Annotated in this window: 6 protein-coding genes and 1 CRISPR repeat array (1 of these 7 cut by a window edge); of the genes, 3 read left to right on the forward strand and 3 right to left on the reverse strand. The window is 28.0% G+C overall.

Going from position 1 to position 13,200, the window contains the following annotated elements; genetic code table 11:
• Window positions 1-11: 11 nt before the first annotated feature.
• Complete coding sequence (locus AEBR_RS10780; protein WP_129086252.1) at window positions 12-3,581, forward strand: proline dehydrogenase family protein; 3,570 nt, start codon at window positions 12-14, stop codon at window positions 3,579-3,581.
• A gap of 109 nt (window positions 3,582-3,690) precedes the next feature.
• Window positions 3,691-6,423: an EAL domain-containing protein gene (locus AEBR_RS10785; RefSeq protein ID WP_129086251.1), complete on the forward strand. Its 2,733-nt coding sequence runs from the start codon at window positions 3,691-3,693 to the stop codon at window positions 6,421-6,423.
• Here AEBR_RS10785 and AEBR_RS10790 read toward each other — a convergent pair.
• The gene (locus AEBR_RS10790) at window positions 6,398-7,849 is read right to left on the reverse strand and encodes an ATP-binding protein (RefSeq protein ID WP_129086250.1); all 1,452 of its coding nucleotides are present in this window, start codon (window positions 7,847-7,849) and stop codon (window positions 6,398-6,400) included. The two genes, AEBR_RS10785 and AEBR_RS10790, sit on opposite strands and share 26 nt — an antisense overlap.
• An 87-nt stretch (window positions 7,850-7,936) precedes the next feature.
• Window positions 7,937-9,376: a sensor domain-containing diguanylate cyclase gene (locus tag AEBR_RS10795; protein ID WP_129086249.1), complete on the reverse strand. Its 1,440-nt coding sequence runs from the start codon at window positions 9,374-9,376 to the stop codon at window positions 7,937-7,939.
• Between the two features lie 137 nt (window positions 9,377-9,513).
• Between AEBR_RS10795 and AEBR_RS10800 the strand changes: the two genes are divergently transcribed.
• Complete coding sequence (locus AEBR_RS10800; RefSeq protein ID WP_129086248.1) at window positions 9,514-9,954, forward strand: bacteriohemerythrin; 441 nt, start codon at window positions 9,514-9,516, stop codon at window positions 9,952-9,954.
• Window positions 9,955-10,084: 130 nt separating this feature from the next.
• On the opposite strand, the gene AEBR_RS10805 is transcribed toward AEBR_RS10800, so the two are convergent.
• On the reverse strand, window positions 10,085-12,439 hold the full coding sequence (locus AEBR_RS10805) for a HAMP domain-containing methyl-accepting chemotaxis protein (protein ID WP_172658898.1): 2,355 nt from the start codon (window positions 12,437-12,439) through the stop codon (window positions 10,085-10,087).
• 142 nt (window positions 12,440-12,581) lie between these two features.
• Window positions 12,582-13,200: a CRISPR direct-repeat array (repeat unit 36 nt; unit sequence GTTTTAATCTACTCTCAAATCCCCATTTGATATAAT); it runs 2,314 nt beyond the window's last position.

The following is a 13,200-nucleotide window of genomic DNA, read 5'->3' on the forward strand; positions in this document are numbered from 1 at the left end:
AAGGACAGTGTATGAAAAATGAAGAAACTATTATTCAATCTGCAATACAATTAGCAGAAAAATGGCAAAATAGAGCAACAGAACTTGTAAGCGATTTTGATAGAGAATTTTATGTAAAAATGAACAAAATGTTAGAGCATCCAAAGGATAAAGCTCTTTTAATAGAATTAATGGATCAATGTTTTAGATGTGATTCAAATGCTAGAGTGGCTGATCAAATCTGCTTTTTATTAGAAAAACATGGAATGGCACACTTCTTTACAACAAAAGATAGAATGCTTTTATGGTTATTCCAAAATGTAGGTAAATTTTTACCAAACCTTTCTGTTCCTATGTTTATAAGTCAAATTAGAGAAGATACTAAAACAGTTGTAATAAAAGGTGAAAAAGAGATTTTTAATAAACACCTAGTTATGAGAAAAAAAGAAGGAACAAGGGTTAATATTAACCTTATTGGTGAAGTAGTTCTTGGAGAAGAAGAGGCTAGTGAGAGAATTGAAAAATATTTAGATGCCCTATCTAATCCAAATATTGACTACATTTCAATTAAAATTTCAACAATCTATTCACAAATAAATGCACTAAATTTTGACAATACTGTTAATGTTTTAGTTGACAAATTAAGTAAAATCTACGCTCAAGCAAAAAAATATCCTTATATCGCACCAGATGGAACAAAATCAAACAAATTTATAAATCTTGATATGGAAGAGTATAGAGATTTAGCTATTACTGTTGCAGTATTCAAAAAAACATTAGAGAAAGAGGAGTTCAAAGATTTCTACGCAGGAATTGTTCTTCAAGCTTATCTTCCAGACTCATACAATTGGCAAAAAGATTTAAGAGAGTGGGCTAAAGAAAGAGTAGAAAATGGTGGTGCACCTATTAAATTTAGACTTGTAAAAGGTGCTAATATGGAGATGGAAGAGACTGAAGCTTCTCAAAAACATTGGGAAATGGTAACTTATACAGATAAAAGTGATACAGACTCAAACTACAAAAGAATGATTAAATATGCCCTACTTCCAGAAAATGCTCCCTATATGCATGTGGGAACTGCTTCACACAACCTATTTGAACAAGCTTTTGCTACTGAACTTGCAAAAGTAAATGAAACTTCACAATACCATACTATTGAGATGTTAGAAGGGATGAGTGAAGCTGCAAGACTTGCAATTAAAGAGATATCAAAAGAGGTAATTTTATATGCACCAACAGCAGCAAAAGAGCAGTTTACAAATGCTATTGCATATTTAGTTAGAAGACTTGATGAAAATACAGGGGAAGATAACTTTATTAGATACTCATTTGGTCTTAAAGTTGGTTCAAAAGATTGGCAAATGCAAAAAGAGCTTTTCCTAAAATCTTTTGAAAATGAAAAAACTTCTTTTGTTGGGGCAAAAAGACAACAAAATAGGCTTACAGAAGATTGGTCAAATTTTGACAAAAGTTCTTATGATACAAAAGAGTTCCATAATGAAGCTGATACAGATTTCGTTCTTCCTCAAAACCAAGAGTGGGCAAGAAACATTGTAAAAAAATGGCAATTTACAAAAGATACAGAACATAAAATTGTACCTGTAGTAGTTGCAGGTGAAGATATCACAGATAGAGTAATTGTTGAAGCTATTGATAAATCACAACTTGAAGAAAATATCCTTGCAGGTAAATTTGCAACAGCAAATGCACAAGATTTACAAAAAGCAGTTGAAGTTGCAAAAGCAGATCTTGATGGATGGAGAGCTTTAAGCCATGAACAAAGACATAAAGCATTAAAAGAGGTTGCTAAAATAGTTAGAGAAAGAAGAGATGATTTAATAGGAATTGCTGCAGCAGAAGTTGGAAAAGTTTTTATTGAGACTGATGTTGAAGTATCTGAAGCAATTGACTTTTTAGAGTTCTATCCATACTCAACACACTACTTTGAAAAATATAAAAACCTCCAATTTAGTGGTAAAGGTGTTGGAGTAGTTATCCCACCTTGGAACTTCCCTGTTGCTATTCCAATGGGTGGGGTCGTTGCAACTTTAGCTTCTGGAAATACTGCAATTATAAAACCAGCTTCAGCAGCTGCACTTACTGCTTATGAGATGTGCAAATGTTTTTGGGATGCAGGAATATCTAAAAATACTCTTCAATTTGTACCTTGTTCAGGAAGTTTAGCAGGAGAACATCTAATTAAAAATGAAGATGTTGATTTTGTAATCTTAACAGGTGGTGAAGATACAGCTGCAACTATGCTAAATACTAGAGCAAATCTATTTTTAACAGCAGAGACTGGTGGGAAAGATGCAACTATTGTAACAAGTATGGCAGATAGAGAACAAGCTATTAAAAATGTTTGTCATAGTGCTTTTTCTAACTCAGGGCAAAAATGTTCTGCTACTTCACTTTTAATTCTTGAAGAAGAGGTTTATAATGACGAAAACTTCAAAAAGGCACTTCTTGACACAGCTAAATCTATGAGTGTAGGTTCTGTTTGGGATTTAAAAAATAGAGTAGGAACTTTAGCAAACAAAGTTTCAGGTAAACTTCAAAAAGCTATTAGCACTTTAGAAGATGGTGAAGAGTGGTTATTGGAGCCATCTTATGCTCAAAACAATGAATACATGTTAAAACCTGCAATCAAATGGGGTGTAAAAGAGGGAAGCTTTATGCACATGAATGAGCTTTTTGGTCCAGTGTTAGCAGTAATGAAAGCCAAAGATTTAGAACATGCTGTTAAAATTGTAAATGCAACTGGTTATGGTCTAACTTCTGGAATTGAATCATTAGATGAAAGAGAAGTTAATTATTGGAGATCTAATGTAAAAGCTGGAAATCTATATATTAATAGAGGAACAACAGGAGCAATTGTACTTAGACAACCATTTGGTGGGATGGCTAAATCAGCAATTGGTTCAGGAAGAAAAGCAGGAAGCTTAAACTATGTAACACAGTTTATGAACTTTACTGAAATTTCAGAACCTAAAGCTTCTAAAAAATATAATAATGACTTAACTAGATTTATTGAAAATCTAAAAGATAATAACCTTGATAAAGATGATAAAATAAAACTACAAGCTGCACTTCAATCATATCTAGAGAGCTATGAAAATGAGTTTTCTAAAGAGAGAGATTATTGTAAAGTAAGAGGTGAAGACAATATTTTTAAATATCTTCCTATAAAAAATGCTCTAATAAGAGTATCAAATGATGATTCACTTTTTGAAGTTATCTCAAGAATTCTTGCAGCAAAAGTGTCAAAAGTACACTTTAGAGTATCTATTGATAACAATAAAAGAGTAGAAAATTTTTTAACAACTCATAAAAATGAACTTTTTGGACCTAGAGATGCCTTTGCTGTTGAAAATACTAAAGAGTTTATGCAATCAATTCCACATTATGAAAAAGTTATTTACTCAGATATAACAAAAGTACCTGCTGAAGTTTTTGAAAAAGCTGCTAAAACTTTAACTTTCATTATAAGAGCAAAACCTATGATGGAGGGAAGAGTTGAACTTCTTAATTACTTTATAGAACAATCAATATCTCACTCATACCACAGATATGGAAACATCGGTGCAAGAGGAATAAAATAAGAGGGGTTCCCCCTCTTATTTAAAAAAATAATTTATTTACCTTGATTTTAATTAATTTTCCTTATATAATTGAAAATCACAATTCGTTTAGAAGAAACAAGGTATATGTATGAAATTTTCTCTCTCTAAAATAAATTTTTTAAATCTTATTTGTACAATCCTAGTTTTTTCAATTGTAACTGCTTTTTTTATTTTTAAGTTTGTAGATGACTTTTATAACAGCCGTATGGACGATTTTGAGAAAAGATATATTGAAAAAAATAAAATCCTAATCAAAAATGAAGTTGAAAGATCAATTCAAAGAGCAGAAATATTAAAAGATCTTGAATATGAAAACAATAAAAATAAATTAGAAGAAAAGATTGACTTTGTTCAAAAAGTTTTAGATAACAAATATATAAATACCAAAACAGCGGAAGAGTTTGTAAAAAGCTATAAAAAAGAGCTTGATTTATATAAATGGGATAACGACACTGGATATATCTATATTTTTAACGATAAAGGAAAAGTTTTATATCATGGATATAATGAAACACTTCTTTCAAAAAATATATTTAAGATTGCTAAAAATAATCCTGAATTAGACTCTTTTTTATCTGAAACTCTAAAAAAAGATGAAAATTATGGAAGTTATAAATGGCAAATGCCAAATATAAATAACAATCAACTCTTCAAAAAATATGTGTATATAAAAAAATATCAGAGATTAAAAATTTTTATTGCAGCTGGTGTATATAAAAAGGAGATGGATAAAAAATTAATTGATGTTTATATAAATGAGCTTAAAAAAGATAGGTTTGGAGAATCAGATTATGGCTACTTTTGGGTACAAAATACTGAAGCAAAAGTAGTTATGCATCCACAGTCCCCAGAACTTATTGGCAAAGATTTTGATTTTTTCAAAGAATATACCGAAAGTTATAATTTTGTTTCTGAAATTTCAAAAAAAGCACTGGAGAATGGTTCTGGATATATTACATACAAATGGAAAAGAGTTGATAAAAATGGTGAATTAGATGAAAAAACTTCATATTATAGATTAATAAAAGATTGGAATATAATTGTTGGTTCAGGGTTTTATTTAGGAGAGTTAAAATCTCTACTTTCTAATGAGAAAAAACAACTTAAAAGATTAATTAATATCTATGTAGTAAATACTTTAACAATCCTAGCTATTCTTACAATTATAAGTATAATTATTGGTATTTATGTTCACCACAATATAAAAAATATTGAAGATGAAAGAATTGAAAACTATAATATGCTTAAGCAATATAAACTAATATTGGATGAGACCTCTGTAGTTTCAAAATCTGATACAAAAGGTATTATTACTTATGTAAATGATAATTTTGAAAAAGTTAGTGGTTATGATAAAAGTAACATCCTTGGCAAAAGTTATAGTGTGATTAAACACCCTGAAAATCCAAAAAGACTCTTTAAAGAGTTATGGGAAATCATATCAAGAGGGAAAATATGGAAAGGTATCATAAAAAATCTCACAAAAGATGGTGCCACATATTATAATAAAACAACAATAGTGCCAATAAAAGACTCAAATGACCAAATAATAGAATATATTTCGTCTTCTATTGATGTAACAGAATTAATTGAAAATAAAACAAAACTAAATGACCTTTTTAGAAATGACCCACTTACTGGACTTAGAAATAGAGTTAGCCTTATTAGTCATTTAGCAAGAAATGAAAATGCCCTATTAGCACTGATAAATATTGACAGATTTAAAGAGGTAAATGATAGCTTTAATCAAAATGTAGGAGATATGGTTATAAAAGAGCTTTCAAATAGACTCTTTGACTTTTTTTCTTATAACAAATATAAAATATATAGAGTACAAGCAGATATCTTTGCAATTCATCTAATAGATAATGATAACAAAAAGTTTATACAAAAAATTGAAAAGTTTATGGACACTGTTGGGAAAAAGCCATACAAAATTGAAGATAAAAATTTTATTTTGACTTATACTTGTGGAGTAGCTGCAAGTAATAATAACCTATTTACTTATGCAGAAGTTGCTTTAAGTGAAGCAAAGAAGAAAAAAGTAAGAATCAAAGAGTATGATAACTCTATGAAAAGCATTGAAGGCTTTAGAAATAACTTACTTTGGGTTGAAAGACTTCATTTAGCACTTGCAGAAAATAGAATTATTGCCCATTATCAGCCAATATATAACTATAAAACAGGAAAAATTGAAAAGTATGAAGCGCTTATGAGATTGGTTGAAAATGGAAAAATTATCTATCCAAATGAGTATTTGAGTATCGCTAAAAAAACAAGACTCTATCCTGAACTTACCTATAAAATGGTTGAAAAAGTTATTAGTAAATTCTCTTTAATAGATAAAGAGTTCTCTATAAATTTAAGTGTTGAAGATTTGATGAATGAAGAGCTAATGTCTTATCTTTATGATTTTGCAGAACAAAAAGAGGTTTTTTCTAAAATGGTATTAGAGATTGTAGAATCAGAAGAGATTGAAGACAGTACTTCAATTGCCACTCTTCTAAAAAGATTTAAAGATAGAGGATGCAAAATTGCTATTGATGACTTTGGAAGCGGTTATTCAAATTATGATTATCTTATTAAACTTCAAGCTGATTATATAAAAATAGATGGTTCAATTATAAAACATATTCTTGAGGATGAGAAAACCCAAACCCTTGTTAAATCAATTGTAAGTTTTGCTAAAAAATCTAATATAAAAGTAATAGCTGAATTTGTAAGCTCTAAAGAGTTGGATGAGTTATTAAAAGAGTTAGATATTGATTATGCTCAAGGTTTTTATCATGGTAAACCTATGGAAGAGTTGGTAGAGGCATAATTCTTTTGTAAAAAGTTATTATAAAACAAGCACCTTTGTAATCTTTCTCTTTATAAGTAAACTCTCTATTTTTTACTTCAACTAAACCTTTATGACGCTCTCTTATGATTTTATCTACCATTGATAATCCAATTCCAGTTCCAATAGAGGGATATTTTGTTGTAAAGTATGGTTCAAAAATCCTATCCATAATATCTTCATTAACCCCTCCACCATTATCCAAAATAGTTAATTCCAACTCATTTCTATTTATTTTTTTTGTCTCTATAAAAATTACTCTTGAATTCTCTCTTTCATTAAGCAAAACCAAACTATCTTTGGCATTTTTAATTATATTAATCAAAGCTTGTTGTATCTCATTCTCATTTCCAAAAATTGTAATATCATCTTCAATTTTAGTTTCCAAAGTAATATTACTAGATTTCAAAGAGGCATTTACAAGATTTATTGTATTTTTAATAACATCTGAGATTTTTGTTTTTTTATAGTTTTGATCACCTTTTATAAAATTTCTAAAATCATCAATTGTTTTTGAGAGATAATTAGCCTGTTCATGAACATTATGGGTAAAATTTCTTAAATCATTTTCTTCTATTTTATCCCCGTAATCTAATTTTAGATTTATTCCACTTGCAATTGTGGTGATTACACTTAAAGGTTGTCTCCATTGGTGTGCAATATTACCAATCATCTCACCCATAGATATTAACTTTGATTGTTCGTAAAATACCTTCTCTTTTTGTTTTATCTCCTCTTGCTCTTTTAATATCATCTCTTTTTGTTCAAATAATTTTTCTTCTAAACTCTCATTTAACTCTTTTAGTTTCATTTCGGTATTTTTTATTTTAATTATTGAGGGAATAACTATTAAAATAGCTTCTAAAAAAATTGTAAATAATGTACCTAAAAGAATAAAAAGTTCTCTATTTTTTAATTCATTGGTATATTTTTCACTCTCCCTCTCAAATTTATTTACCGCATAATCAAGCTTTGGTAACAAAGTGTAGGAGTAGTTTTCTATTTGGGATATTATATTTGCATCATTATTGTTATTTAAATAGTTATCTAAAAGCTCAAAATATCCTCGAACCTCTTTGTCAAGATCTTTTTCATCTGTAAAATAGACATCTTTCATATTTTGAGTATTAAGATTATTTAATAAAAACTGATGTTCATCTTTCATTAATAAAATCAATTCTTCCAAATGAGATAGTAATTTCTTATCTTTTGTCTCAAAAACTCGTTTTGCAATAAGGGTAGTCTTTTGGGAGAGCATTCTTTGTTTACCACTTATATTTATAAGTTTTGCATAAATCTCTTGAGTAGTGATTATTTGATTCATCGTAAAATAGGCAAAAAATGCCCAAGAGATAAGAGATAAAAACACAATTGAGTATGTTACTTTTAAACTAGACAAGTTTTCCATTTTGCACCATCATCTTATTTTACAGATTATTATTAGTAACAAAGCCTCATAATAAATAATTGTATAATAAATAAAATATGGTAGAAATTAAATTAAAAAAGTAATTTTATTTTTTCCTTCATCTTTTGATTTGTACATAGCTTCATCAACTCTTGATAAAACTCTATCTTTAGTATCCTCTTCTGTCACCATTGTTAATCCAAAACTTGCTGTAACACTATATGAACAGATATCTTTTAGTTCATAATCATGTTCAAGTTCTGCTCTTATTTTTTCTGCTAACTTCATGCAATCATCTACTGAAGAATCAATCAAAGCTATAATAAACTCTTCTCCACCCCATCTTGCAATCAAATCACTTTTTCTAACACTATTTTTTAATATATTTGCAACTCTTCTTAAAACCAAGTCACCTGTTTGATGTCCCAATCTATCATTAATAAGTTTGAAATTATCCACATCAAAGAAAATCAAACCAATCTCATTTGCTCTTCTTTTTTGAAGAAAAATATGATTATTTAATTTCTCTTCAAAATCTCTTCTATTTGGAATTTTTGTAAGGGTATCATATTGAGATAAATACTCTAGTTTTCTACTATAGTTTTTTATAATATATGCAACTAAAAAAGAGATTATTATAGTTATAGAGATTGAAATAAGCAAGTTAAAATAGAATATTTGACGTACATCACCAACAAAATCATCCAGTTTAGCCTCAACTGTTAAATAAAGATCTAGTTCAGGAATATATTTTGTATTTATAATATAAGTAGCTCCATCTCTTGAATACTCTAAAACATTTGTCTTTTTTGATAATATTATCTCTTTATTTTTTACCAATTCTTCATATTCATCAATATTTGTTCTACTATTTATCTGTCTTTCAGATAAAATCACCGCACCTTTGTTATTAAAAAAAGTAACAATAAATTTATGTTTAATTCTAAAAGATTTAAGTAAATCATCAATATATGAAATCTTTAAAGCAACTCCTGTTGCTCCTAAAAAATGGTAGTTACTGTCAAAAATTTTATAATTTATAAACATCATTAGGTTGTTTGATAACATTGCATTCATGTCCAAATTAATTTCATGTTTATTCTCTATTCTTTTAAATTTGAAATACCATTTGTTATCATCTTTTGTATCTATTATTTTTTCCACAAAACCATCTTGTGTATAGTAATTTTTTGTTTTATCAGAGACTAAAAAAGCATTAAACATATCATATTTATTTTTTATTGTTTCTAAATATTTTGTGATTTTGTCACTGTTTCCTTCATCATTAACAAGCCAATCTTGAACAAAGGTATCATTAGCCATTAAAGATGAGACTAAGTATGGTTGAATAATACTTTTTTGAATATCTGAATAAATGTTATCTAATGACAGAGGTAAGGCTTGATTTTTTAGTTGATTTTGCGCATTATTTAGAGATACAATATAATTAATAGTTGAAACTGTAACTGAAAGTATAATTAATAAAGATGTGATTAAAATTACAACCATATATTTGGATTTTTTCATTTTTTCTCTTTTAACTTTTTCCATAATTGTATTCAAATAAATTTTAAAAACTCCCATTTTATGATATTGATTACAATCAATAATTTTATTTATTTTAATGGATATAATTCAATTTAGAAATTTAAAAGGATATTTTTATGCTAATTAATCAACAAAATTTACCATTAGTTGCTATGGAATTTATGAATGAAGTTCACTTTGAAGATGTTGCTTTGTTAAATGAACTTTATGAATTAATTTTAGATTATGAAAAAACTCCAAACAAAGATAATAGATATAAAATAAATGCCAAATATATGCAGTGGTGTAATCATACAATACTTCATTTCAAAGGTGAAGAGGAAGAGATGCTAAAAAAAGGTTTTCCTGTTTATATGATACATAAAGAGGAGCATGAAAATGCACTAAAAAGCATGAGTGATGTTTTTGAAAAATGGCAAGCAGATGAAGATATAAAATATTTAAAAGAGTATGTTTGTGAATTTACACCAAAATGGCTTGTTAATCATATTCAAACTATGGATACTGTAACTGCATTTTTTCTAAAAACGGGACAAAGTTTGTGCTCAATGGGATAAAAAAGAGGAGATAGAAGAAAGCTGAATCTCCCCTTTTTCTAATCAAAAGTATTGACATGTATGCTATATAAAATAATAGCAAAGAAATATAGTCTTAAAGAACCAAAACTGTATAAAAATTAACTATATTTTAAAAACTCTCCCACTCATCATCCTCTTTAATATTTGATGCTACTACCTCACCACTTTTAGGTTCATTTTTTTTAGTGGTATTTTTATCTTTAAGTTCTACTTTGCTTTTTGATTCCTCTTTAGATTTCTCTTTTTTTATTGGTTCTACTTTTTTGCTACTTGTATTTATAGTTTTGGCTTTTATACTATCTTTACCTATAAACCTTTTTTCATCTGCATTTCTAACAATAGCTAAAGCAATGTGTTGGGTTTGAACAGCAACCTCTTGGGTATGGGTTGCAACACTAGCATTCTCTTGGGTTTGTTGGTCAAGCTCAGTTACTGCATCATTTATCTGTTCAATTCCTGCTTGTTGCTCTTTTGATGACATCTCTATATCTTTTATAATTTGAATTGTTTTTATAATATTCTCATTTAGATCTTGATATCCATGTATCATCTTATCTGCAATACTTTTACCATCATTTGCTTTAGTAGTAGCATTTTCAACTAAGGCTTTAATCTCATTTGCTGCTTCTGCAGATCTTGAAGCTAGGTTTCTTACCTCTTGGGCAACAACTGCAAATCCTTTCCCTGCTTCTCCTGCTGTTGCTGCTTCAACTGCTGCATTAAGTGAAAGAATATTTGTTTGGAAAGCTATTTGATCAATAATAGTAATTGCTTCATTTATTGCTTCAACTTGATTATTAATCTCATCCATTGCTGTTGTTGTTTCAGAAGCTAGTTTCTCTCCACTATTTGCTGATCTATTTAACTCTTCTGCATATTTTGACATTCTTACAACATTTTCTGTATTTTGTGTAATATTCCCTGTAATTTGTTCTAAGGCTGCTGCTGTCTCTTCTAAAGATGCTGCTGCTTCATTTGTTGAGTTACTTAATGATTCTACATTCTCCAATAGTATATCTGCACTCTCTTGCAGTGTTAATCCTATTGATTTATTCTCTACTAGCATCTCGTTTATGATTTCAGATAAAGAGTTTAATCCATTTAAAGTTTCACCACCAATTTTAGGAAGTCTATGAGTAAAATCCAACTCTTGGTATTTTTCCAATGCAAATTTAATTTCATTCATATTAGGAGCAATTCTGTTACCTAAAAGTTCTAACATTTGATTAAAAATATCCTTTAACTCTTTTAATGACTCATTTTTAGTATCAAGTTCAACTTTTTTAGAGAGAATTCCATTTTTCACTTCATTTACAACTCTTTTAACATCATCTATTACCAAAGAATCTTGTTTTAAACCATCTTCAATAGCTTGTAAATATTTGTTAAAGTTTGTTGATACTTCACCCAATTCATCTTTAGAAAGAACTTCTACTCGTGATCTAACATCATTACTATGAAGAAGATTTAAAATACCATCATTTAATCTTTTTATTGATTTTGCAATATTAATAGGTATAACAATTGCAAAAAAGATTACACATAAAATAATTATTATTGATACAGTTAAAGAGGCTTCCATAAGATTGCTATTCAATTTTGCAACTCTTGGACCAATATTATCTTGCTCTTCTTTTATTGATACTTTAATATCTTCAGTCATTTGAGCAATATTTTCCCCTAAAGAAGAGGTCTTATCAATAGTTTTATCTCTTTGCAAAAATATAGTTTCTAAATCTTTTAGACCTTTTTTGTATTCTTCAACTAATTTTATAGCTTCTAAAAGCTTATTTTTTCTTGATACATTTGTAACTATATCTCTAATTTCAATAAGTTGCTCAAACAAATCATCTAAATCTTTATTTGCTTTTTTTAAATCTTCACTATTTTTTGAGTTTTTATACTCCATTGCACTTAATCTACTTGAGATAATTGCTCTTATTGCAAATGCTGTTTCAATTGCAACTTCATTTTTTCCATCAATATCAGCAGTTACCATTATTGAATTTAATAATACTTCTATCTTTTTTCCAGTGCTTGTTAAAACAGATAAAACTAACTTATCTTGGCTTCTAGTTAATTTAATAAGCTTTTCAAAATCTTCTTTATACTTTATTAGGTTTTCATCTATCTGTTTTACTAAAGGGGCTCTTTTTGGATTTTCAATCTCTTTTAAAGCAACTTTTGTTAATTCGCTTATCTTTTTATAATAATCATTAAACTCTTTTATATCTACATCAGAAGAGGTATTTAAAAAATCCTTAACATTCATTCTTAACATCAACATATTTGATTGAACACTACTTGCTAATAAACTATCCTTTGCCATTGCTCTATAGTTTTTAAAACCATCAGAAGATTCATCAATCCCACTCACACTATAAATAGATAAGAATGCAACAAATATTGAAACCATTGAAAAAGATGCTATCAACTTCATCTTTATACTTATATTTTTGAACATATTAATTCCTTTAATAGCTATTCAAAGGAGAATAACTATTTAATTAATTAATATCATGCATATTATTATTATTTTATTCAAAATAATTTTATGGATTAATTAAATTTAATTTAATTTAATAAATAGGATAACAATAAATAAAGTTTTAATCTACTCTCAAATCCCCATTTGATATAATAAGTAAAAATCCATTTTGTGTAAAGTGTGGGTTTTAATCTACTCTCAAATCCCCATTTGATATAATGTCAGTTTGAGATAATACCTAGCAAAGTAAGTTTTAATCTACTCTCAAATCCCCATTTGATATAATAAAATAGTCTTGTTGTGCTATTTCAGTATTGTTTTAATCTACTCTCAAATCCCCATTTGATATAATCTATTGCATCAGCTATGTTTTTATAGTCTGGTTTTAATCTACTCTCAAATCCCCATTTGATATAATAATTTAAAAAGCTGGTCGAATTTTATATTGTTTTAATCTACTCTCAAATCCCCATTTGATATAATAAATGGTAATGCTTTAGTTAAAAACAGTATGTTTTAATCTACTCTCAAATCCCCATTTGATATAATGGGAGTGCCTAATTTTCAATTGATTTGGAGGTTTTAATCTACTCTCAAATCCCCATTTGATATAATTATTAGGCTTTACTTGGATACTAGAGTTATGTTTTAATCTACTCTCAAATCCCCATTTGATATAATCTTATCGAGGGAGGAAAGAAGGAATTAAGCGTTTTAATCTACTCTCAAATCCCCAT

Origin of the sequence: Halarcobacter ebronensis, from assembly GCF_013201825.1 — a bacterium.
Taxonomy (GTDB): domain Bacteria; phylum Campylobacterota; class Campylobacteria; order Campylobacterales; family Arcobacteraceae; genus Halarcobacter; species Halarcobacter ebronensis.

Coding starts and splice junctions, on each gene's coding strand:
- AEBR_RS10780 (WP_129086252.1), top strand. CDS start 12: ATGAAAAATGAAGAAACTATTATTCAATCTGCAATACAATTAGCAGAA.
- AEBR_RS10785 (WP_129086251.1), top strand. CDS start 3,691: ATGAAATTTTCTCTCTCTAAAATAAATTTTTTAAATCTTATTTGTACA.
- AEBR_RS10790 (WP_129086250.1), bottom strand. CDS start 7,849: ATGGAAAACTTGTCTAGTTTAAAAGTAACATACTCAATTGTGTTTTTA.
- AEBR_RS10795 (WP_129086249.1), bottom strand. CDS start 9,376: ATGAAAAAATCCAAATATATGGTTGTAATTTTAATCACATCTTTATTA.
- AEBR_RS10800 (WP_129086248.1), top strand. CDS start 9,514: ATGCTAATTAATCAACAAAATTTACCATTAGTTGCTATGGAATTTATG.
- AEBR_RS10805 (WP_172658898.1), bottom strand. CDS start 12,439: ATGTTCAAAAATATAAGTATAAAGATGAAGTTGATAGCATCTTTTTCA.